The organism is Pseudomonas abieticivorans (assembly GCF_023509015.1).
In the GTDB taxonomy this organism is placed as follows: domain Bacteria; phylum Pseudomonadota; class Gammaproteobacteria; order Pseudomonadales; family Pseudomonadaceae; genus Aquipseudomonas; species Aquipseudomonas abieticivorans.
This window is the reverse complement of sequence record NZ_CP094975.1, coordinates 6,337,113-6,360,240: the sequence shown is the minus strand read 5'-3', so window position 1 is coordinate 6,360,240 and position 23,128 is coordinate 6,337,113. Positions and strand designations below refer to the sequence as shown.

Genomic DNA, 23,128 nt, shown 5'->3' with positions numbered 1-23,128 from the left:
GTTGTCATGAAACCAGAAGTCCTGCAGTTGAGCCCCATCCTGATCCCTGAAGTGCGCGCCACGCTTAACCAGTTGTTCACCCTGCACCTTTACTACGAGCAAGCCGACAAGGCCGCTTTCCTGCGCGAGGTGGGCGGCAATATCCGCGGGGTGATCACCGGCGGGCACACCGGCATCACCCAGGCGGTGATGGCGCAGTTGCCCAAGCTTGAGGTGGTGGCCGTCAATGGCGTGGGCACCGACGCGGTCGACCTGGCCTATGCCCGCGACCGTGGCATTCACGTCACGGCCACCATCGGCGCGTTGACCGAGGACGTGGCGGACCTGGCCATCGGCCTGCTGATTTCGGCCTGCCGTGGCCTGTGCACCAGCGACCGCTACGTGCGCGCGGGCCATTGGCCGGCGAGCGCCACGCCACTGGCACCGTTGCCGCTGGCCCGCCAGTTCAGTGGCATGCGCATCGGCATCGTCGGCATGGGCCGGGTAGGGCGGGCAGTGGCCACCCGCGCGGCGGCCTTTGGTTGCCCCATCAGCTACACCGACCTGCAAGCGATGAGCGATGTGCCGTACACCTTCGTCGCCGATCTCAAAGCGCTGGCCCGGGGCAGCGACGCGCTGATCCTGGCTGCGGCCGCCGACAAGGCCGAGGGCCTGATCGATGCCCACGTGCTCGCCGCACTGGGCAGCGAGGGTTACCTGGTGAACGTGGCGCGCGGCAAACTGGTCAACGAGCCCGACCTGGTGGCGGCGTTGCAAACCGGCACCATCGCCGGTGCAGCGCTGGACGTCTTCGTCGATGAGCCGCGCGTGCCTGAGGCGCTGTTTGGCCTGGAGACGGTGGTGCTGCAACCGCACCGGGCCAGCGCGACCGTGCAGACGCGCACGCGCATGGGCGAAATGGTGGTGGCCAGCCTGGTCGACGCTTTTGCGGGCAAGCAGCCAAAAAATTGCGTGACCGGCTAACCCTTCACAAGGAGACGTTTGATGAGCACTAACCAAGGCGATGTACTGATCTGGGGCCCGATGCATGCCAGCCTGATGCAGTCGCTTGAAGCCCACCACCGCGTGCACAAGCGCTGGGAGATCGCTGACCTGCCGGGCTGGGCTGCAGAGCACGGCGCTGCGATCACGGCGGTGGTGACCAGCGGCGTGTATGGCGCAGACAATGCGTTGCTCGATCAGTTGCCCAACCTGCAGGTCATCACCAGCTTTGGCGTGGGTTACGACGGTGTCGACACCCCCTACCTGGCCCGGCGCGGTATCAAATTAAGCAACACCCCCGATGTGCTGAACAACGCGGTGGCCGAAACCGCCCTGGCGCTGATGCTCAGCGTGTCCCGGCGCATCAGCGAAGCCGAGCGCTTCGTGCGCGCCGGTAAGTGGTTGAACAGCAAGTTCCCCCTGGGCCGCGACCTGACCGGCAAGACCTGCGGCATCGTTGGCCTGGGCAAGATCGGCAAGACCATCGCCCGGCGCGCGCAAGCGTTCGACATGCACATTGCCTACTACCGGCCTAGCGGGCCCTACGAGGGCGTGGCGCATACCCATTACGCAGACTTGCAGGCCTTGGCCCGGGCCAGCGACTACCTGGTGGTGATCGTGCCCGGCGGCGATGCTACCCAGCACCTGATCAACGCCCAGGTGCTCAAGGCACTGGGCCCCGATTCGTACCTGATCAACGTGGCGCGCGGTTCGGTGGTGGATGAACCGGCGTTGGTCGCCGCCTTGCTCGAAGGTGACATTGCCGGTGCCGGGCTGGACGTCTTCGAAGACGAGCCCCACGTGCCCCACGCTTTGCTGGGCCTGGACAACGTGGTGTTGCTGCCGCACATCGGCAGTGGCACCCATGAAACGCGCCAGGCCATGGCAGACCTGGTGTACGCCAACCTGAGCGGCTACTTCGCCACCGGTACATTGGTGACACCGGTGGCCTTGTAGGCACTGGGGGTTAAATCGCGCATCATGGGCACAGTCCGCCCAAGGGAGAGTTCGATGCGCGTTCTACCATCCATGATGTGCCTGGCCACCTTGTCATTGGGGCTGGGGGTTGCCGGCACGGCGCTGGCCAGCGACGAGCCGCAACTGGTCGAGTCCATCAATGCCTTCCGCAGCCAGCCGCAAAACTGCGGCAGCCAGGTCTCCCTGGAACTGCCGCCGCTGGCCAGTGACCCGCGCTTGATATTGCCGGCCAGCGGTGGCGGCGACTTGCAGCAGGCGCTGGCCAAAGCGGCGTACCCCATGGTCAGCGTACAGGCGATCACCTTGTCTGGCCCGCGTGATGCACAGGCGGCCATGCTCGCGGTGCAAGAAAGCTTTTGCCAAGTGGTGCTCAACCCACAATTCGTCGACATCGGCGTCAGCCGCCAAGACCGCGACTGGCGCATCGTGTTGGCGCGGCCGCTGTTGACTGCTCGCCTGGGCGCCTCAGAGGATGAAGGGCAAAAACTGCTGGGCCTGATCAACAGCGCCCGCGCCCAGGCGCGCCAGTGCGGCGGCCAACCCTATGCCGCCACCACGCCTTTGGCCTGGAACGCCACCCTGGCCCGCGCCGCCCAGGATCATTCGCGCGACATGGCCAACAACAACTATTTCGACCACAAGGACCGCACCGGCGGCACCCCGGGCGACCGCGCGGAACTGGCCGGCTACAGCGGCCAGCAGATCGGCGAAAACATCGCGGCCGGCCAAGACAGCGTGCGCAAGGTGGTCGATGGCTGGCTGGCCAGCCCCGGGCATTGCGCCAACCTGATGAACCCGGGGTACCGGGAGTTGGGGGCGGGGTATGCGGTAGACCCGAAAAGCGACTCGGGGATCTATTGGACGGGGATGTTGGGGGCGCCGATGTAGGGTGTTGGATTCAGGCCCTCACCCCAGCCCTCTCCCAGTGGGGCGGGGTTGGGGTGAGGGCCGGCCTCAGCGAAAATTTTCGCTCAGATAAAATTTGACATATTTGATTTGTGATCACATATTAGGGCCATAAGAATCACAACAAAGGCTTTGCTCCCATGACAGATCGCCCAACCCCCTTGCCGACCCTGCGCCCGGTGTCCCGCGACACCTTGCAGGACCAGGTCTATCGGCAGATCCGCGAAGCGCTCATGAGCGGTCGTTTCCAACCCGGTCAAAAACTCACCATCCGTGGCCTCGCCGAGGCGCTGGGTTCCAGCCCCATGCCGGTGCGCGAAGCCTTGCACCGCCTGAGTGCCGAAAACGCATTTGAAGTCACCGACACCGCCCGGCTGCGGGTGCGCATGATGACGCCTGCGCGGTTGCGGGAAATCCGCGACGCCCGCGTGGCGTTGGAAGGCTTGCTGGCCGAGAAGGCCGTCGCACTGTTGTGCGACGCTGACCTTGCCGACATCAAGGACCTGTGCCGGCAGATGCAGGAGGCGGCCGACAAGGTCGACGTGTCGCGCTACCTGTGGACCAACTTCGCGTTTCACCGGCGCATTTACGCGGTGGCCCAGGCCGAGTTGACCATTGCCGCGGTCGAGAACTTCTGGTTGCACATGGGCCCCTGCTTTGCCTTGGTGGCGCCCGACAAGGCGCACCTGCAGCGCTCGATGGAGGCCCACGACCGCATCGTCCAGGCACTGGTTGAGCGCGATGGCGCGGCGGCTCGGGCGGCGGTGACCGACGACATCATGCAGGCCGCCGATTCGCTGGCGCGCCTGATCGTTAAAAGCGACCGTTCGCGGTTGCCTGCCTCAGGAGTGAAGAAAGCATGAGTGTTCTCAACCGACTGATTCCCTATGCTGGCCTGCGCGTGCTGATTTCAGGCGGTGCGGCCGGGATTGGCGAAGTGCTCGCGGCGGCCTACCTGGAAGCCGGTGCCAAAGTGCATGTGTGCGACGTCAACGAAGCGGCCCTGGCCTCGTTTCGCGACCGTTACCCGGGCAGCGTTGCCACCCGCGCGGACGTGAGTGACCCGGCGCAGATCGAGGCGGTGTTCAAGGTTCAACGCGAGCAGTTCGGCGGCCTCGACGTGCTGGTCAACAATGCCGGCATTGCCGGGCCTACAGCCGGCATTGATGCCATCACCGACCAGGACTGGCAGCGCACCATCGACATCAACCTGACCGCGCAATACCGCTTCGCCCATCACGCCGTGCCCCTGCTCAAGGCCTCGCCCAATGCCCACCTGCTGCATGTCGCGTCGGTCGCGGGGCGCCTGGGTTACGCCTGGCGCACACCGTACGCCGCCACCAAGTGGGCGATTATCGGGTTGATGAAATCTCTGGCCAGCGAGTTGGGGGAAAGTGACATCCGGGTCAATGCATTACTGCCTGGCATCGTCGAAGGCCCGCGCATGGACGGGGTGATTCGCGCCCGCGCCGAGCAGCTCAACGTGCCCGAGGCCCAAATGCGCCAGGAGTACCTGAACAAGATTTCCCTGAAACGCATGGTCACCGCCGAGGACGTCGCCGCCATGGCGCTGTTCCTCTGCTCGCCAGCCGCACGCAATGTGACGGGCCAGGCGATCAGCGTAGACGGCAACGTCGAATACCTCTGACGACAACCGCCAGGGTTGGGGGCTGAATGCGCCCCGTGCAACCCACACACGATTCTCGCCAAGAACAACAACGGAGAACAGTCATGTCCAAAAAACGTCCGGTGATCATCACGTGCGCCGTTACCGGTGCGATTCATACGCCGTCCATGTCGCCTTACTTGCCCATTACCCCGCAGGAAATCGCCGAGGCCGCCATCGGCGCCGCCCAGGCGGGCGCCGCCATCGTTCACCTGCACGCTCGCGATCCGCTTGACGGGCGCCCCAGCCAGGATGTCGACCTGTTCCGCCAGTTCTTGCCGCAGATCAAGGCCCAAAGCGACGTGGTCATCAACATCACCACCGGCGGTGCGCCGACCATGGGCGTGGAAGAGCGCCTGCAACCGGTGGCGCAACTCAAGCCTGAACTGGCGTCGTTGAACATGGGCTCAATGAATTTTGGCCTGTACGAAATGCTCGACCGTTTCACCGAGTTCAAGCACGACTGGGAGCGGCCTTACCTGGAAGAGAGCGACGACCGCATCTTCCGCAACACCTTCCGCGACATTGCCCACATCCTCAACGCCTGTGCCGAGAACCGCACCCGGTTCGAAATCGAATGCTATGACATCGGCCACCTGTACACCGCCGCGCACTTCCTGCAACGCGGCTTGCTCAAGGCGCCGATTTTTATCCAGTCGGTGTTTGGCTTGCGCGGTGGTATCGGTGGCCATCCCGAAGACCTGGCGCACATGCGCCGTACCGCCGACCGGCTGTTCGGCGATGCCTACGAATGGTCGATCCTGGGCGCCGGCCGTAACCAGATCCCGCTGGGCACCATGGGCCTGGCCATGGGCAGCAACGTGCGCGTGGGGCTTGAGGATTCGCTGTGGGATGGCCCGGGCACGCTGGCGGCGTCTAATGCCGATCAGGTCAAGCGCATCCGTACCGTGATCGAGGCGCTGGGCGCACGCGTGGCGACCCCGGACGAAGCGCGCGAGATGCTGAGCCTGAAAGGGAAAAACGCCGTCGATTTTTAACCACGGCCACACGCTTAACAGCAGTCATCTCCCATAACAACAAGACCGAGGTGAACACATGCGTATCGACATTCTCGTCGATGTGAAAACGACACTGGGCGAAGGCCCGGTGTGGGACATCGAGCAACAACGCCTGTACTGGATCGACAGTTTTGACGGCAGGGTACTGCGCTGCACCGATGACGGCCGCGAGTTGCGCGCCTGGGACGTGGGGCAGAAAATCGGCTCCATGGCCCTGCGCCAGAACGGCGACGCGGCCATCGTCGCGTTGCAGGGCGGCCTCTACAACCTGGACCTGCCAAGCGGCGAGCTGCAACTGCTCGTCGACCCGGAGCCAGGGCACCCGAACAACCGCCTCAATGATGGCAAGGTCGACCGCCAGGGGCGGTTTATCTTCGGCTCCATGGACACCCTGGAAGAGCACGCCAGCGCCAAGCTGTATCGCCTGGACCCCGACCTCAGCCTGCACACGCTGGACGAAGGCATCATCGTATCCAACGGCCCGTGCTGGAGCCCCAGCGGCGAAACCTTCTACTTCGCCGACACCTGGTCCGGGGACATCTGGGCCTATGACTACGACAACGCCACCGGCGCCGTGGCCCGGCGACGGACGTTCGCCAAGGTTGACACCACAGGCGGCGGCGCGGCCGATGGGTGCACCGTGGATGCCGAAGGTTACCTGTGGCAGGCCCTGGTGTATGCCGGGAAGCTGGTGCGCTACAGCCCCGACGGCCAGGTCGACCGCATCATCGACATGCCGGTGAAAAAGGTCACCAGCCTGACCTTCGGTGGGCCCAACCTGGACACCCTGTACGTGACCTCCATGGCCAAGCCACCGCTGCCGCGTTTTCCCGCTGACGGCCAGCAGCGCGGTGCGTTGTTCGCCATTACCGGGCTGGGTGTAAAAGGCGTGGCCGAACGGCGCTTTGCCAGCTGAACCCCCGACCGACCGAACTGACGGTCAAGGACGACACAAACTCCTCCCTATAAGGCGCGCATGGCGCGCTGGAGACCCTCATGCAAAATAATAAGAATGCATCGTTGGGCAAGATTCATCGCTACTCGTGGGTGTCGTTGCTGGTGTGCTGGATGATCTGGATTCTGAACGCCTACGATCGCGAGATTGTGTTGCGCCTGGGGCCGACCATTTCCAAGCACTTCGAACTGTCGGCCGACCAATGGGGCACCGTGGCAACGGTGGTCATGCTGGCGCTGGCGGTGCTCGATATCCCAGGCTCGGTGTGGAGCGACCGCTATGGCGGCGGCTGGAAACGTGCACGCTTCCAGGTGCCCCTGGTGCTGGGTTACACCGCGATATCGTTTTTGTCGGGCTTCAAGTTCCTTAGCGCGCACCTGGCATCGTTCATCGCTTTGCGGGTGGGCGTGAACCTCGGCGCAGGTTGGGGCGAACCGGTGGGTGTGAGCAACACGGCCGAGTGGTGGCCGGTGGAACGGCGCGGCTTTGCCTTGGGCGCGCATCACACCGGCTACCCGATCGGCGCGATGCTCAGCGGTATCGTCGCCAGTTTCGTCATCACCACCTTTGGCGAAGAGAATTGGCGCTACGTGTTTTTCTTCGCCTTCGTGGTGGCGCTACCGCTGATGATCTTCTGGTCGCGTTACTCGACCGCCGAACGCATCACCCAGCTGTACACCGACATCGCCGCCAAGGGCATGACCGCCCCCGACAGCACGCCCTCGCCGAACGTCAAGGGCCAGGCCTGGAGCACTTTCAAGGCCACCCTGGCCAATCGCAACATCGCGCTGACCGCTGGCAATACCCTGCTGACGCAGGTGGTGTACATGGGCGTGAACATTGTGCTGCCGGCCTACCTGTACAACATCCTCAACCTGTCGTTGGCCGAGTCGGCCGGCATGAGCGTGGTGTTCACCCTGACCGGCATCATCGGGCAACTGGTCTGGCCGTCGTTGTCGGACATCATTGGCCGGCGCGTCACCCTGATCATCTGCGGGGTCTGGATGGCGGTGAGCGTGGGCGCGTTTTACTTCGCCAGCACCACGCTGATCATCGTCGTCGTGCAATTGCTGTTTGGCCTGGTGGCCAATGCGGTCTGGCCGATTTACTACGCGGTAGCGTCGGACTCCGCGCAACCCTCGGCGACCTCCACCGCCAACGGCATCATCACCACCGCCATGTTTATCGGCGGCGGCATTGCGCCGGTGTTGATGGGCAGTTTGATCACCATGGGCGGCGGCTGGACCAGCCTGGGCGGCTACACCGTGTGCTTCTTCGTGATGGCCGGTTGCGCACTGGGCGGGGCCTTTCTGCAGCTGTTTTCCCATCGCCCGGAAGTATTGGTGGCCCACCCGGGCATTTGAACTACGGCACCGCAACTGCGCTGTTCCGATTGACGATGTGACTGGAGGCTCGCCCCATGACAATGACAAAAACGCCTGATGTGCAGGCTGCACCCCGCGACACGGCAACCGTGAATAAATTGCTGTTCGCCAAACTCATGCCCCTGCTGATCGCCGCCTACGTGCTGAGTTTTCTTGATCGCACCAACATCGCCTTGGCCAAGCATCACTTGGATGTGGACCTGGGCATATCGGCGGCCGCGTACGGGTTGGGGGCAGGGTTGTTTTTCCTGACGTACGCGTTGTCGGAGGTGCCCAGCAACCTGATCATGCATAAGGTCGGCGCGCGGTTCTGGATCGCCCGGATCATGGTCACCTGGGGGTTGATTTCGGCAGCCATGGCGTTTGTGCAGGGCGAGACATCGTTCTACGTGTTGCGCCTGTTGCTGGGCATCGCCGAAGCCGGTCTGTTCCCGGGGGTGATGCTGTACCTGACCTACTGGTTTGGCCGCGAACAGCGCGCCCGCGCCACCGGTTATTTCCTGCTGGGCGTATGTTTGGCGAACATCATCGGCGGGCCCTTGGGTGCAGCCTTGATGCAACTTGACGGCGTGCTGGGCTGGCGTGGCTGGCAGTGGATGTTCTTGCTTGAGGGGCTGCCCGCCGCGTTCTTTGCCATGGTAGTGTGGAAAAAACTGCCCAACCGCCCCAGCGACGCCACCTGGCTAAGCCCAGCCGAAGCGCAGCAGATCGAGCGCCGGCTGGCAAGCGAAGCGCAAGAGGGCGCGGGGCAGTCGGGTCATTCCTTGAAGCAGTGCCTGACACCGCAAATACTGCTGGCTATCTTCGTGTACTTTTGCCACCAGATCACGATCTACACGGTGATCTTTTTTCTGCCGGGCATTATCGGCAAGTACGGCGATTTGAGCGCCTTGCAGATCGGCTTCCTGACCTCCTTGCCGTGGCTTGCAGCAGCGGCAGGCGCCATCGCACTGCCACGGTTTGCCAATAGCCCGCAGCGCTCGCGGCGCATGCTGGTGACAGGGCTGCTGACCATGGCCATTGGCCTTGGCATCGCTTCGCTGGCCGGGCCTGTGATCAGCCTGCTGGGGTTCTGCCTCTCGGCAGTGATGTTCTTTGTGGTGCAGTCGATCATCTTTCTTTATCCCGCTTCCCGCCTCAACGGCGCGGCGTTGGCGGGCGGGCTGGGCTTCGTCAACTCGTGCGGCTTGTTGGGCGGGTTTGTCGGGCCGTCGGTGATGGGGCTGATCGAACAGACCACGGGCAATGCCATGTATGGCTTGAAGGTGATCGCCGGGGTGCTGGTGGTGGCGGCCATCGCGGCGCTGCGTTTGCGCATGGGGCATGAGCAAAAAGGCCGTGTGGCAACCGGTTCATCCCAGGCGGCCACCGATTTTGGGAAAAGCGTTCATTGAGGGGGGCACCAGGCGTTTGTCACAAAACCCATACCTGATAATTAATCGCTGTAACGTCGTTGTCATCCCTCGCTCCTATATTCCTGCGACACAACCTGTAACGTTTGCCCGGTGTCGCAAATGCCCAGGCCAGACGCTCGCAGCGAATGCGCACGATGTACCCGGCCGGTAGGCCTGGGGGAGGAGAATGACCATGGATGCAACCCTTTCGCCCACGTTGCCGTTACAACCGCTGCCCGCCGGCAGTGCCACCCGCCTGCTGCGTCGCGGCGGTGTGGTGGTGCTGGTGCTGGCGGTGCACGCGTTGGTGTTGAGCGAGCTCAATCGTCCGTCGGCCACGGTGCCAGTCACGCCAGTGACGCGCACGATCTACGCCTCGGTGATCAATGAGCCGGCGCCTGCGCCTGCGGCCAGTGCCGCGCCGACGCCACCGCCACCGGTTGTGCCGGTCACACCTGCGCCGGTCGCTGCGGTGCACCCGGTGGCACGCCCCAAGCCGGTTGCCAAGCCACAGGTCGCGCAGCACCCGGTGGCGCCGGTCGCCACACCTGGCCCTACGGCCATCAGCACCCCGGCCGCCGCGCCCGTCGTGGCCGCCACGCCTGCGCCGCCACCGCAACCCAAGACCCTTACCCGTGGCGTGCAATACCTGCGCGAACCGCAACCGCAATACCCTGAAAGCGCCCGTGAAGACGGCCACGAAGGCACGGTGATTTTGCGCGTGCTGGTGGACGAGCACGGCAAGCCCGGGGCGATCGACGTGGTGCGTTCATCAGGCTTTGGCAACCTCGACGAGGCCGGCAGGGCGGCCGCACGCGGCGCATTGTTCAAGCCTTACCTGGAAGACGGCCATGCGGAGTCGGTCTACGTGATCGTGCCGCTCAGGTTCCAGCTCGACAGCTGATCGCCACCCCGGCAACACCCCCCAATTATCGAAGGGCCTCCCGGTCAGGGCGGCGCTCACTTCAAAGAAAGGAAAAGCACATGGAAACCGGATCGCTGAGCTTGAATGTGTTGTGGGAGCAGGCAGACCTCGTCACCCGTGGCGTGGCCCTGATGCTGTTGGTGATGTCGATCGCCTCCTGGTTCGTCATTGCCGACAAACTGGTGCGCCTGGCGTTGCACCGCCTGCGTTCGCCCAAGCTGTTGGCGGCGTTCTGGGGGGCACCCACCCTCAAGGACGGCGTGCAGCAACTGGGCCGCCACAGTGCCTATGCCGAGCTGACCCATGCCGGCGTTAGCGCCGCGCGCCAACACCGCGAAGCGCTGGACGGTGACATGCACCCGCCGGCCTTCAGCGACTGGCTGACCCGCGCACTGCGCCAGGCCACCCTGAGCGTGGGCGGGCAACTGCAGGGCGGCATGGCGATCCTCGCGACGGTCGGCTCCAGCGCGCCGTTCGTGGGGTTGCTGGGCACCGTGTGGGGCATCTACCACGCGCTGATGAAGATCGGCCTGACCGGGGACGCGAGCATCGACAAGGTCGCAGGCCCGGTGGGCGAAACCCTGATCATGACCGCCCTGGGCCTGGCCGTGGCCATCCCGGCCACCCTGGGCTACAACCTGCTGGTGCGCAGCAACAAGCAAACCCTGGGCGAGTTGGGCAAGTTCGCCTTCGAGCTGCATGACCTGCTGGTGATCGGCGCCCGCGCCACGCCACGCGGTGCCCAGCCTGCGCGCAGCACCTTCAACGCTCAGGCGGAGTACGTCTGATGGCCGGTGGACTGTTGGGTGGCGATGAGCTGGAAGAAGACAGCTTCAACCCCGAGATCAACACCACGCCGCTGGTGGACGTGATGCTGGTGCTGTTGGTGATTTTCATCATCACCGTGCCGGCGATCCAGCACGCGGTGAAAATCGACTTGCCCAAGGCTGCCGCGCAGCAAGACAACAAGCCGCCAGCCGCCGTGGACCTGGCCCTGGACAACAACGGCCACCTGCACTGGGATGATCGCGACATCGCCGACAGCGAGCTGCCGGCATTGATCGCCCAGGCCGCCGCCCGCCAACCCACGCCCGAACTGCACCTGCGCGCCGAGCGCAACACACCCTATGAAAAGGTGGTGCAGGTGATGGCCGCGGCGCAGACCGGTGGCCTGGACAAGATCGGCTTCGTGACCCAGGCCGTTAGCCCTTAACCCTCGCGTCGCCCCTCGCTTAACGCAGTTGGCAGGCCCCATGGCCTGCCACGGCGAGGTGCGCGCCACAGAAAACCAACAGGGCCCGCAGTGGCCGTTTTCGAAGGTGCAGTCATGTTTCGCAAAACCCCGTTGTACGTGCGTGCCGGTGCCGGTTTCGCCGCGCTGGCCCTGAGCTTGCCGAGCTTCGCCGCCGATGCGCCGCCGGCCATCGATGACAGTGTGCTGGCCACCTTGCCCCAGGTCACCGTGAAGGCGGCCAAGCGCAAACCCGCGCTGCACCAGAAGGCCTCCAGTGGTGCCCTGGGCAGCCACGCGGTGATCGACACGCCGTTCTCGATCAAGACCATCAGCAGCGAAGAGATCCAGGCGCGCCAGGCCGGAATCCTGTCGGAGGCGGTGAAGTACGACGCCTCGGTCACGTCCATCAGCTCCAGCTACGGCACCCACCCGGCCACCCTGGCGGTGCGCGGCCTGCCGCTGGACGACCTGAACGGCTACAAGGTCGACGGCATGGCCAACATCAACCGCGGCGTGGAAATGCCCCTGGAGATGTTCGAGCGGGTCGAAGTGCTCAAAGGCTTATCGGGCTTCATGTATGGCTTCGGCAGCCCCGGCGGTATCGTCAATTACGTGACCAAGCGGCCCACCGACAAGACCACCTTCAGCGTCGATGCCGGCTACCAGTCCGACAACCTCTACAAGGAGCACCTGGACACCGGCGGGCGCCTGGACGACCCGCGCTTTGGTTACCGGCTGAACGTGGTGCACGAGGAGGGCGACGCCGCCTCGGGCGGGGCCAAGGTCAACCGCACCGCAGTGGGCCTGGCGCTGAATGCACAGCTGAGCGATGACCTGAGCATCGACTTCGACACCCTGTACCAGCAGCGCAAGACCAGCGGCGGCACCGACATCATCGTCAACACCCAATACGCCTTGCCCAAGCCCATCGACGGCAGCAAGCGCCTGTACAGCAACGGCTCCTACACCGACGTCGACTACAGCCTGTCGACCTTGAGCGCGACCTACAGGTTCTCGCCCGATTGGCAGGGCAAGCTGGCCTACCGCTACAGTGACTCGAACCGCCGCTACGCCAAGGATCAGTACCAGATCTCCAGCAATAGCGGCAACTACTCCGACAAGGTCAGTTCCGAGTACCACGGCTACGACTACAACGACGTCATGGGCACGCTGGAAGGCAAGTTCACTACCGGCTGGTTCAGTCACGACCTGGTGCTGGGCAGCAGCTACTCCGAACTTAACTCGAACAAGTCGGTGAACACGCCCAAGACCACCGTGGGCAAGGGCAACCTGTACAACCCGACGATTTTTTCGGTGTACAACATCGACTACAGCGGCGGCACCTACGGCGACGACAAGATCAACGAAAGCGCAGTGTTCGCCAGCGACACCATCGGCCTGGGCGAGCATTGGTCCTTGCTGGCGGGGCTGCGCAACGAAACCTTCCGAGAAGAAACCCACGACTCGGCCACCTCCGACGCCACGCGCTACAAAGCCCGGCCGGCCACCCCGACCGTGGCGCTGATGTACAAGCCCACCCAGGACGTGACGCTGTACGCCAGCTACGTCGAATCCCTGGAAAGCGGTGGCACCGCGCCCAGTTCCACGGTCAACGCCGACCAGACCCAAGGCCCGCTGCGCAGCAAGCAATATGAGGTGGGCGTGAAGGCCCAGCAGCGCAACTGGAGTGCCACGGCGGCGGCCTTTCGCATCGATCGCGGCGCCGAGTACACCAACGCCGCCAACGTCTATGTGCAGAGCGGCACCATTCGCTACCAGGGCCTGGAGCTGAACGCCAGCATCGACCCCACGCCGGACCTGACCGTGGAAGGCAGCATCATGTCGCTGGACTCGGAGTACCGCGACGCCGGCGACGACGTGGACGGCAACCGTGCGGCCGGCGCTGCGCATTACCAGGCCGCGACTCAGATCACCTACCGCGTGCCCGTGGTGCCCGGCCTGTTCCTGCACACCGGCGCCCAGCGCATCGGCGAAATGGCGGTGGACTCGGGCAACGTCAACACGCTGCCGGCCTACAGCCTGTTCGACGCCGGCGGCGGTTATCGCCTGCGCCTCGCCGGCGGCCACGCGCTGACGTTCGGCGCCAACGTCACTAACCTTGCCAACAAAAAGTACTGGACCTACTACCAGGAAAACTACCTGCAGCCCGGTTCGCCCCGTACCCTTAGCCTCAATGCCCGTTATGACTTCTAGGCCCCTGATGATGAAATCGACTGTGTTGCACTGTGTGGGATTGGCGCTGGGCGTATGCCTGGCCCTGCCGGCATTTTCCGCGCCGCTGGACACCACCGGCTTGCGTTTGGACAAGGTGGTGCTGGTGATGCGCCACGGCATCCGCCCAGCCACCGATACCGCCGAACTGCAAAGCTGGTCGGCGAAGACCTGGCCGGCATTCGGTACCCGCGACGGGCAGCTGACCGCCCATGGGCGCGACGCCATCGAGCTATTGGGCCAATGGCAGCGGCACACCCTGGATGAACTCGGCCTGTTCAAGGCCGGCCAGTGCCCAGCGGCCGGCGATGCCTACGTGTGGTCCAGCCCGGTGGCGCGCACCCAGGCCACTAGCGCCGCGTTGCTGGCGGGGATGTTCCCCGGCTGCAAGGTGCCGGTGCAGCATGCCCGCGAGCGTGACGACCGACTGTTCCATGGCAGCGAAAATGGCCTGGCCCCGCTGGACCCGGCCCGTACCCAGGCAGCCATGGTGCAGGCCATGGGCGGCAGCGTGGATGCTGCGCGCCAGCATTACGCCGCACCGTTGTTGGCGATGCAGCAATTGGTGGGGGTGCCGACGCCCTGCGCGAAAAAAACCTGTGCCCTGAGCGAGCAGCCCTGGGCGCTGAAAAACAAAGGCGGCACGATCAAGCTCGGCGGCCCCCTGAGCGTGGGCGCGGCCATGAGCGAGACGATCCGCATGGAATACGCCGAAGGCCTGCCGCTGGACCAGGTGGCGTTTGGCGAGGGGCGCACGGCCGCCGACGTGTCGCGCTTGATGGCTTTGCGTTCAGGTAAATACGCGTTGAGCAACCACGTGCCCTACATCGCCCAGCGCGGTGCCTCGCAACTGCTCGGGCAAATCCTGGAGGCCTTGCAACCAGCCACCGCGGGTAGCCCGCCTGGGACGAAATGGCTGGCCTACGTGGGCCACGACAGCAACATCGCGCAGTTGCGCACGCTGTTGGGCTTTGACTGGAAGATTGCCGAATACCCGCAGAACGACGCAGCGCCAGGCGGCACGATCCTGTTCAAACGTTGGGTAAATGACCATACCGGCGAGCAGTTTGTCAGCTTGAGCTACGTGGCGCAGAGCCTGGACCAATTGCGCAGCTTGTCCACGGCGGCACCGTTTCAGGTGCAGTACCCGGGCTATGCGGGGGCGGCGTTGATGCCGTTGCAGGGGTTTGTCGCGGCGATGGAAAAACGCCTGGACCGCAGTGCGATGGAGGTGCAGCGGTATACGCAGTAAGGCGATGGCGTTGCGATGCGGCCTTCGCGGATAAATCCCGCTTGCGTAGGAGCGGATTTAACCGCGAAAAACTGCGCCGCAGTATGCCTGATTCAACGCGGTGGTCTTTTCGCGGATAAATCCGCTACAGGGGCGGATTTATCCACGAAGAAGCCGCCGCAGCCCTAATCCTTAATACTTCCAGCTCACCGAAGCCGTCAGGTTACGCGGGTCGCCAAAGTTGCTTTGGTTGTAGCGCGTGCTCATCAGGTACTTCTGGTTGGTCAGGTTGTTGACGTTCAGCTGCGTGCTCCAGTGGCTGTCGATGTCGTAGCGGGTCATCAGGCCCACCAAGGCATAGGCCTCTTGCTTGGCGTTCGGGCTGTCGTCGTTGGACACCGCGCTCTGCCAGCTGAGGCTGCCGCCCACCTTGACCTTCGGTGCCATCGGCAGTCGGTAAGTCACGTCCGAGGTAAAGGCGTGGCGGGGGATGAATTTGCGCGCGCGGTTGTCGTCGGCGTCGGTGATGTAGACGTAGGTGTAGCCACCGTTCACGTCAAGGCCTGGGTAGACTTCGCCCGAGGCCTGCAACTCGATGCCGCTGCTCTTGTACGACAGGCCGTCATACACGTAGCCGCCTTTGCTCGCGTCGTAGCCTGCATACGTGGCCACGTTGTCTTGCTTGGTGTGGAACACCGCCGCCGACACGTCCAGCTTCTTGTCCAGCAGCGAGCCCTTGATGCCGGCCTCGTAGCTTTTGCCTTCCAGCGGGGCGAGTACCTTGCCGGTGGGGTCCAGGTTGTATTGTGGGCTGTAGACCTCGGTGTAGCTGGTGTACAGCGCATACTCCGGAGTCAGGTCATACACCAGGCCCGCGTAAGGCGTTACCTTGCCGTGGATGCGCACGTTACGGCCGGTGCCGTAGTTTTCACCGTCGCTGTCGGCACTGAGCATGCGTGCACCGGTGATCAGGTGCAGGTCATCCATCAGGCTGAAGCGGGCGCCGGCGTACAGGCTCTTCTGGCGGTCGACGAAGTCCGAGGTGTCGGCGGCGTTGGCGATGTCGTAGGTGGGCTTGGGCACCGCACCGTGCAGGGCGCTGTCCAGGGACACGTCGGAGTAATACATCGAAGAGTCGTACAGCGAGCGTTCCTGGTTGTGCTGGCGCGCGTAGTTGGCGCCGAAGGTCAACTGGTGCTCGCGGCCGCCCAGGCTGAACGGGCCACTGAACGACAGGTCGCCGTCCAGCTCGTGGTTCTTGTCGTTGTACTTGGACGACAAGCCGCTGTAGCCGGTGCTGGAGGTGGTAGACCCCAGTATGTAGAACATCTGCGTGTCTTCGCGGTGCTCGGCGCCAGTGATGGTCAGCTTGGACTTCCAATCGTTGGCAAAGCTGTGCTCCCACTCGGCGAAGGCCTTGGTGGTGTGCACGTCCCAGTAAACCCACGGCTGGCCGATGTTGGAATGGGTGCTGCTGTAGTGCACCGCCTGGCCGTTGCCGTCGACCAGCGGCAGCGAGCCCCAGCTGGCGCCGTTGGCGTTGCTCTTCTGGTCTTCATAGCCCACGGTCAGCACGTCGCTGTCGCTGAGGTCGAACGCCAGCGTGCCGCTGAAAATATTCTTCTCGCGCGAGTAGTGGTCAAGGTAGGAATTGCTGTTGTCGTTGGCGTACACCACCCGGCCGCGGATGTTGCCCGAGTCAGTCAGCGGCCCGGACACGTCGATGTCCACGCGGCGCTTGTCCCAGGAGCCGCCCGTGACCTCGACCTTGGCTTGTGGGTCGTAGGTGGGGCGCTTGCGCACGAAGTTGACCGTGGCCGACGGGTTGCCCGCGCCGGACATCAGACCGTTGGCGCCGTGGATGATGTCCACGCTCTCATAAGGCGCCATATCGATGTCGCCCACCAGCAAGCCGTTGGTCAACGGCATGCCGGTGCCATCGGTCTGGAAGTTGGTGATGTCAAACCCCCGCGCGGTGAAGTAGGTGCGGTCGGTCTCGATCTTCTGCACGTTAACGCCAGGGGTGCTGGTCATCACGTCGCGGATGCTGTTGAGCTTGAAGTCGTCCATCTGCTCGCGGGTGATGGTGGTCACGCCTTGTGGCGTTTCCTGCGCGGTCAGGTTCAGCTTGGTCGCGGCCGCACTGGGCTTGCCTTGATACCCCTGGGTGACGCCATCCTGGCTGTCGGCAGTTGAGTTGATTGCCGTGGGGGCCAGGTTGAGCGTGGTGTCGGCGGCGTGGGCGGTGCTGAGCATGCCCAAGGCGATGATCGAAATGATCTGGGTGGGCAGGGGGGACAAGGTGCGCATGAACGGCCGATACTCCGGGCTTTTATGGGTATAAATGAGAGTGATTGGCAATTATGTTTCAGGTTGTGAGTGGGAATCAATCCCAAACGCACAAGAAGATTCAATCTTTTTTAATGTGTCGGAGTGCTTACGTTTCGGGGCCTGTAGGAGCGGATTCATCCGCGAAAAGAACACCTGAATTTCCTGACGCACCTCGGTGTGCTTTTCGCGGATCAATCCGCTCCTACGGGATCACCGCCCAGGGTTGGCCGTATCGCACAGTTCGAGCGCCGAGGCCTGTGCCGCATCCCGCTCGGCAATGGCCTTGAAGTCACTGTCGTCGGGCAGTTATGGACCTGACCTGATCGCCCATCCATAAACAAACGCCACCGCACCAATCGCCGCGCCCAATACGCACACCGCCAGCCAGCCCCACAGGGCATACACCTGCGTGGCAGCCAGCGCCCCCAGCCCACTGCCCACCGAGTAAAAGCACATGTAAGCGCCCACCAGCTGGCTTTGGTCATGGGGCTGGCTGGCGAAAATCAGGCTCTGATTGGTGACGTGCAGCGCCTGCACGGCGAAGTCGAGCAACAACACCCCGAGCAGCAAGGCTGACAGCGATGAGGGGCCCCAAGCCAGCGGCAGCCAGGACAGCGTCAACAGCGCCAGGGCAATAATAGTGGTGCGTGAGCCCAGCCCGCGGTCGGCCCAGCCACCAGCCTTTGCGGCGGCCAGTGCCCCGGCGACACCGGCCAGGCCCAACAGGCCGATCTGGGTGTGGCTGAGCGACAGGGGCGCGGCGCTCAGGGGCAGCACCATGGCGCTCCAGAACACGCTGAAATCGGCAAACACCAGTAACGCCAGCAGGCCGCGCCGGCGTAGCGTGCGCTGGGTAAGTAACAGCCTGAACAGCGACGCCAGCAGCGCCCGGTAGCGCAAGGGCGAGGCGGGCAACTGGGCGCGGGGCATCAGCCGGTACAGGGTGGCTGCCGACACCAGCATCAGCGTCGCGAACAGCAAAAACGCGACCCGCCAGCCGGCGAGGTCTGCCACCAACCCGGACACCAGGCGCGCCAGTAAAATACCCATCACCACGCCACTGGTGACCGTTCCGATCGCCTGGCCGCGTTGCGACGGCGAGGCGATGCTGGCGGTGAAGGCCACCAGCACCTGGATGACCACGGCCATCGAGCCGACGATTAGCATCGCCAGTAGCAGCACGCCCCAACTGGGTGAACAGGCTGCCACCAGTAAGGCCAGCGTAGACAGGCACAGTTGGCTGATGATCAGCGTGCGCCTGTCCAGCCGGTCGCCCAACGGCACGATCAGCACCAGGCCGGCTGCATAGCCCAGCTGGGTAAACGTCACCACTAAGCCAAGGTGGCCTTGGGGCACACCCAGGCTTGGGCCGATGGCGTCCAGCAGCGGTTGCACGAAATACACCGTGGCAACGGCCAAGGCGCAAGTGAACGCAAACAACACGGTCAGGCCATGGGTCAGGGTGGGGCGCGCGGGGGCATTCATGGTGAGGGGTTCCAGCAGAGAGGTTTTATTTTAAAACCAGATTTTGCCTTTTTAGCTTTTTAGGTTTTAAAATGCAACCACATTGGCTGGCAACCCTCGGAGATTCACATGGCGACAGATGACCCCCGGCAATGCCCGGTAGCGCGAGCATTGGAAGCGGTAGGCGAGCGTTGGTCGCTGCTGATCATCCGCGACGCCTTCGATGGCATGCGCCGCTTTGGCGAATTCCAGAAGAGCCTGGGCCTGGCGAAAAACATGCTGGCGGCGCGACTCAAGACGTTGGTTGAGGTGGGGGTGTTCGACGTCCAACCAGCCTCTGATGGCAGCGCCTACAAGGAATACGCACTGACCGACCGGGGCCGCCAGGTATTCCCCGTGGTGGTTGCGCTGCGCCAATGGGGCGAGCAGCAGTTATTTGCGCCGGGCGAAACCCACTCCCAGCTGGTAGACAACCAGCAAGGGCAGGCCGTGGCGCCGTTGCAGGTACGCGCGCTGGATGGCCGCCCGCTTGCACCAGAGGACTGCCACCGGCAACCGGTGGTCAAGGCTTGAGTGACTGCGCCAAAGGGTTGCCCGCAGCCCTTAGCTGGCGCATCGCGCTGTCCAGGTGGGCCCGCGCGCTGTCGTCACCAGCCCAAGGACTGGAACAGTGGCAAGACTGCATCGAGGGCAGCCAAGGTGGCGTCGGGGCGATAGTCGGCCAGTAACTGGCGACCGCTGCCGCAGTCGATCCACACGCACCGAAAGCCCATGTCGCGGGCGGCCGCGTGGTCCAGGTGGGGGCTGGCGCAAATATGCACCACCTGCTCGCGGCTCACGCCCAATTGCTGGTGGGCATGCTCGAACAACCTGGGGCCGGGCTTGTAGGCGCCGGCCTGCTGGGCGGTGATGACCCGGTCGATGGTGCCGCCCAGTTGCGCGACGTTGCCCGCGATCAGCGCGTCGTCGGTGCTGGACACAATGCACAGCTTGTAGCCGCGGGCCTTGAGCTGGCGTAGCGTCGCGACCACCTCGGGAAACGGCGGCATGGCCGGGATGGCGGCGGTGCTGCCGCTGAGCGCCGTGTTGCCCAGCCATCAGGTGTGCGAGGAATTACCGGCGGTGCCGGCCTCGGAGATGGCCCTGGTGAGCGGTGCGACGGTATTGGATGGGGTGCAGCGGGCGTTCGTGGGGTATGTGCGCGAGGTGTTGGCGTAACGTCGTAAAGCGGGCTGATCGCTAACCTCAGTAGCGCTTTTAGGCGCGGCGGTCTGGCGGCCGGGTTTATTTGCGAAAAGGGCGCTGCGGTAAGCCAGGGACTACGCGTTGCTCTTTTCGCGGATGAATCCGCTCCTACGGGGGTAGAATGGGCGTTTGGCTCAGTTGATCGAGGTCACCGCAGTGGATGTACAGCAGGGCTTCGTCCTGACCCGGCATTGGCAGGACACGCCCGCAGGCACCCAGGTGGAATTCTGGCTGGCGACCGATGACGGGCCGCGCCAGGTTCGCCTGCCGATTCAGCCCTCGGTGGCCTTTGTGCCGGCCGAGCAGCGCGGGCAGGCCGAGGTGTTGTTGAGCGCGGAGCGTGGCGTGGAGCTGCGCCCCTTGCAGTTGTGCGACTTTCATCACCGCCCGGTGCTGGGCCTGTATTGCCAGCAGCATCGCACCCTGATCGACCTCGACAAGCGCCTGCGCCAGGCCGGGGTGCAGGTGTACGAGGCCGATATCCGCCCGCCCGAACGCTACCTGATGGAGCGCTTTATTACCGCGCCCGTGCTGTTCAGCGGCACGCCGGATGCCAGTGGCGTCTTGCTGGACGCCCAGCTCAAACCCGCGCCCGACTACCGCCCCACGCTCAAGCTGGCGTCGCTGGACATCGAGACCACCGCCCAGGGCGAGCTGTACTCCATCGCCCTTGAAGGCTGCGGGCAGCGCCAGGTGTACATGCTGGGCCCGGCCAATGGCGATGCGGCGCAGGTGGATTTCGACCTGGAGTACTGCGACAGCCGCGTGGTGATGTTGCAGCGGCTCAACCACTGGATGGCGCTGCACGACCCCGACGCGATCATCGGCTGGAACGTGGTGCAGTTTGATTTGCGCGTGCTGCACGAGCACGCCCGGCGCCTGGCCGTGCCTTTGCGCCTGGGGCGCAATGGCGAAGAAATGCAGTGGCGCGAGCACGGCAGCCGCACGCACTTTTTTGCCGCGGCCGCCGGGCGCCTGATCATCGATGGCATCGAGGGGCTGCGCTCGGCGACCTGGAGCTTTACTTCCTTCAGCCTTGAAAACGTCGCGCAAACCCTGCTGGGCGAAGGCAAGGCGATCGATGACCCGTACCAGCGCATGGACGCCATCGACCGCATGTTCGCCCAAGACAAACCCGCGCTGGCACGCTACAACTTGCGCGACTGCGAGCTGGTGACGCGAATCTTCGCCAAGACCCAGTTGCTGACGTTCCTGCTGGAGCGGGCCACGGTCACCGGGCTGCCGGTGGATCGCAGTGGCGGCTCGGTGGCGGCGTTTACCCACCTGTACCTGCCGTTGATGCACCGCCAGGGCTTTGTCGCGCCGAACCTGGGCGAGCGCCCGCCCGAGGCCAGCCCCGGTGGTTTCGTGATGGAGTCAAAGCCCGGGCTTTACGACTCGGTGCTGGTGCTTGATTACAAAAGCCTGTACCCCTCGATCATCCGCACCTTTCTGATCGACCCGCTGGGCTTGATCGAGGGCCTGCGTGACCCCGGCGACGATGCATCGGTACCCGGTTTTCGCGGGGCGCGTTTTTCCCGAACCCGGCACTGCCTGCCAGCGATTGTCGAGCGGGTGTGGCAGGGCCGCGAGACGGCCAAGCGCACGCAGAACGCGCCGTTGTCCCAGGCCCTGAAAATCATCATGAACGCCTTCTACGGCGTGCTGGGCTCCAGCGGTTGCCGCTTTTTCGACACGCGCCTGGCGTCCAGCATTACCTTGCGTGGCCACGAGATCATGCGCCGTACCCGCGAGCTGATCGAAGGGCAGGGTTATGCCGTGATTTATGGCGACACGGACTCCACCTTCGTCTGGCTCAAGGGCCCCCACGGCGAAGCTGAAGCCGCCGCCATCGGCAAGGCGTTGGTGCAGTTGGTCAACGACTGGTGGCGCGAGCACCTGCACGTCGAACTGGGCCTTGAAAGTGCGCTGGAGCTGCAGTTCGAGACGCATTTCTCGCGCTTTCTGATGCCGACCATTCGCGGCGCCGAGGAGGGCAGCAAGAAGCGCTACGCAGGCTTGGTGACCCGCGTCGATGGCCGCCAGGAGATGGTCTACAAGGGCCTGGAAACCGTGCGCAGCGACTGGTCGCCGTTGGCCCAGCAGTTTCAGCAGGAGCTCTACCAGCGCATCTTTCACCGCGTGCCGTATCAGGACTACGTGCGTGACTACGTACGCCGCACCCTGGCGGGTGAATACGACGAGCGCCTGGTGTACCGCAAGCGCCTGCGCCGCGCCTTGGACGACTACGAGCGCAACGTGCCGCCCCATGTGCGCGCGGCGCGCTTGGCCGACGAGTACAACGACCAGCAGGGCCGTGTGCGCCAGTATCAGAACGGCGGCTGGATCAACTACGTGATCGCCGTGGCAGGGCCCGAGCCGCTGGAGGCAAGGGTGAGCGCGATTGACTACGATCATTACGTGACGCGGCAGTTGCAGCCGGTGGCGGATGCGATATTGCCATTTGTGGGGGATGATTTTTCGACGTTGGTGGGGGGGCAGATGGGGTTGTTTTGATGGATGCTGTTGACGCCTTACAGACCCTGAAATCATGAACCGCTATCACCAACTCCTCATCTTCCACAGCGTCGCCCAGCACACCAGCCTGGCTGGCGCTGCACGTGCCTTGAACGTCGCAGGCCCCACGGTCATGCGCGCCATGGCTGCGTTGGAGCAACGCCTGGGCGTCAGCTTGATCGAGCGCACCACTCAAGGCATTTCCCTTACCGAGGCCGGCCAGCGCTTCGCCGTCGACTGCGCCAAACTCTTGGCTCAGGTTGAGCAGGCCGACGCCTTTGCCAAAGGGTTGCAGGTGCACGCCAAAGGGCTGTTGCGGGTGGTGATGCCGCCCATACTCAACCCTTCGATCAGCGTGCCGCTGCTGCTTGATTATCTGGACCGTTACCCCGAGGTGAGCCTGCAGGTGGATTACCGGCCTGATTTGCCCAGTGCCCATGAACCGCCTTGGGACGTGGTGGTGTGGGCGGGGCAATTGCCCAGCTCCTCGTTGGTGGCGATCAGGGTAGGGCACCTGCCGGAGGGTGTGCCGGTGCAGGTGGTCTATCGCGACGGCCTGAAGGCCTCGGCGCGGGTGCGCAGCTTTGTCGACCTGGCGGTGCCGTGGTTGCGGGGCCATCAAAAATTAGTGGAATAGCATTCCAAAAATACAGTATGGTCCTTGC

20 protein-coding genes and 1 pseudogene are annotated in these 23,128 nt (G+C 64.0%); 18 read left to right on the top strand and 3 right to left on the bottom strand.

All coding sequences use genetic code 11. From position 1 onward, the window contains the following. Positions 1-6: 6 nt before the first annotated feature. The 14 genes from L9B60_RS28840 to L9B60_RS28775 all read left to right on the top strand — a co-directional run bounded on the left by L9B60_RS28840 (position 7) and on the right by L9B60_RS28775 (position 14,927). Positions 7-963 (top strand): 2-hydroxyacid dehydrogenase, encoded by a 957-nt coding sequence (locus L9B60_RS28840; RefSeq protein WP_249674521.1) that lies wholly within the window; start codon positions 7-9, stop codon positions 961-963. A gap of 21 nt (positions 964-984) precedes the next feature. Next, positions 985-1,938: a 2-hydroxyacid dehydrogenase gene (locus L9B60_RS28835; RefSeq protein WP_249674520.1), complete on the top strand. Its 954-nt coding sequence runs from the start codon at positions 985-987 to the stop codon at positions 1,936-1,938. Between the two features lie 54 nt (positions 1,939-1,992). Continuing rightward, on the top strand, positions 1,993-2,847 hold the full coding sequence (locus L9B60_RS28830; RefSeq protein ID WP_249674518.1) for a CAP domain-containing protein: 855 nt from the start codon (positions 1,993-1,995) through the stop codon (positions 2,845-2,847). A 158-nt stretch (positions 2,848-3,005) separates the two neighbouring features. Next, positions 3,006-3,728, top strand: coding sequence for a GntR family transcriptional regulator (locus L9B60_RS28825; RefSeq protein ID WP_249674517.1), 723 nt, complete (start codon positions 3,006-3,008; stop codon positions 3,726-3,728). Beyond that, the gene (locus L9B60_RS28820; RefSeq protein WP_249674515.1) at positions 3,725-4,513 is read left to right on the top strand and encodes an SDR family oxidoreductase; all 789 of its coding nucleotides are present in this window, start codon (positions 3,725-3,727) and stop codon (positions 4,511-4,513) included. Before L9B60_RS28825 ends, L9B60_RS28820 begins: the two co-directional genes overlap by 4 nt. 83 nt (positions 4,514-4,596) lie before the next feature. Next, the gene (kce, locus tag L9B60_RS28815; RefSeq protein ID WP_249674513.1) at positions 4,597-5,529 is read left to right on the top strand and encodes a 3,5-dioxohexanoate:acetyl-CoA acetone transferase; all 933 of its coding nucleotides are present in this window, start codon (positions 4,597-4,599) and stop codon (positions 5,527-5,529) included. A gap of 58 nt (positions 5,530-5,587) precedes the next feature. Further along, a complete protein-coding gene (locus L9B60_RS28810) occupies positions 5,588-6,466 on the top strand; it encodes an SMP-30/gluconolactonase/LRE family protein (RefSeq protein ID WP_249674511.1) in 879 nt (292 codons plus the stop codon). Positions 6,467-6,546: 80 nt separating this feature from the next. Beyond that, entirely contained in the window at positions 6,547-7,869 is a 1,323-nt protein-coding gene (locus L9B60_RS28805; protein ID WP_249674509.1) for an MFS transporter, read from the top strand. Positions 7,870-7,931: 62 nt separating this feature from the next. Beyond that, entirely contained in the window at positions 7,932-9,284 is a 1,353-nt protein-coding gene (locus L9B60_RS28800) for an MFS transporter (protein ID WP_438866161.1), read from the top strand. A gap of 193 nt (positions 9,285-9,477) precedes the next feature. Further along, positions 9,478-10,188, top strand: coding sequence for an energy transducer TonB (locus tag L9B60_RS28795; protein ID WP_249674506.1), 711 nt, complete (start codon positions 9,478-9,480; stop codon positions 10,186-10,188). Positions 10,189-10,268: 80 nt separating this feature from the next. Continuing rightward, positions 10,269-10,997, top strand: coding sequence for a MotA/TolQ/ExbB proton channel family protein (locus tag L9B60_RS28790; RefSeq protein WP_249674504.1), 729 nt, complete (start codon positions 10,269-10,271; stop codon positions 10,995-10,997). Beyond that, positions 10,997-11,422 (top strand): ExbD/TolR family protein, encoded by a 426-nt coding sequence (locus tag L9B60_RS28785; RefSeq protein WP_249674502.1) that lies wholly within the window; start codon positions 10,997-10,999, stop codon positions 11,420-11,422. The genes L9B60_RS28790 and L9B60_RS28785 overlap by 1 nt, the downstream gene beginning before the upstream one ends. A 114-nt stretch (positions 11,423-11,536) precedes the next feature. Beyond that, positions 11,537-13,657 carry a TonB-dependent receptor gene (locus tag L9B60_RS28780; protein WP_249674500.1) on the top strand — a complete coding sequence of 707 codons (2,121 nt, stop codon included), beginning with the start codon at positions 11,537-11,539 and terminating at the stop codon, positions 13,655-13,657. 7 nt (positions 13,658-13,664) lie between these two features. After that, positions 13,665-14,927 carry a histidine-type phosphatase gene (locus L9B60_RS28775; protein WP_249674497.1) on the top strand — a complete coding sequence of 421 codons (1,263 nt, stop codon included), beginning with the start codon at positions 13,665-13,667 and terminating at the stop codon, positions 14,925-14,927. 171 nt (positions 14,928-15,098) lie between these two features. On the opposite strand, the gene L9B60_RS28770 is transcribed toward L9B60_RS28775, so the two are convergent. Further along, positions 15,099-17,216 carry a TonB-dependent siderophore receptor gene (locus tag L9B60_RS28770; protein ID WP_249674496.1) on the bottom strand — a complete coding sequence of 706 codons (2,118 nt, stop codon included), beginning with the start codon at positions 17,214-17,216 and terminating at the stop codon, positions 15,099-15,101. A 327-nt stretch (positions 17,217-17,543) separates the two neighbouring features. Continuing rightward, positions 17,544-18,722 (bottom strand): MFS transporter, encoded by a 1,179-nt coding sequence (locus L9B60_RS28765; protein WP_249674494.1) that lies wholly within the window; start codon positions 18,720-18,722, stop codon positions 17,544-17,546. A gap of 108 nt (positions 18,723-18,830) precedes the next feature. Between L9B60_RS28765 and L9B60_RS28760 the strand changes: the two genes are divergently transcribed. Beyond that, entirely contained in the window at positions 18,831-19,274 is a 444-nt protein-coding gene (locus L9B60_RS28760) for a winged helix-turn-helix transcriptional regulator (RefSeq protein ID WP_249674493.1), read from the top strand. Between the two features lie 74 nt (positions 19,275-19,348). On the opposite strand, the pseudogene L9B60_RS28755 reads toward L9B60_RS28760, so the two are convergent. Next, positions 19,349-19,765, bottom strand: a pseudogene (locus tag L9B60_RS28755) (HAD-IA family hydrolase); the annotation flags it as partial. Between L9B60_RS28755 and L9B60_RS28750 the strand changes: the two are divergent. The 3 genes from L9B60_RS28750 (at position 19,749) to L9B60_RS28740 (ending at position 23,100) form a co-directional block, all read left to right on the top strand. Then, complete coding sequence (locus L9B60_RS28750) at positions 19,749-19,919, top strand: hypothetical protein (protein WP_249674491.1); 171 nt, start codon at positions 19,749-19,751, stop codon at positions 19,917-19,919. The pseudogene L9B60_RS28755 and the gene L9B60_RS28750 overlap by 17 nt on opposite strands. 183 nt (positions 19,920-20,102) lie before the next feature. Continuing rightward, a complete protein-coding gene (locus L9B60_RS28745; RefSeq protein ID WP_249680207.1) occupies positions 20,103-22,463 on the top strand; it encodes a DNA polymerase II in 2,361 nt (786 codons plus the stop codon). 34 nt (positions 22,464-22,497) lie between these two features. Continuing rightward, positions 22,498-23,100 carry a LysR family transcriptional regulator gene (locus L9B60_RS28740; protein WP_249674489.1) on the top strand — a complete coding sequence of 201 codons (603 nt, stop codon included), beginning with the start codon at positions 22,498-22,500 and terminating at the stop codon, positions 23,098-23,100. Positions 23,101-23,128 lie beyond the last annotated feature (28 nt).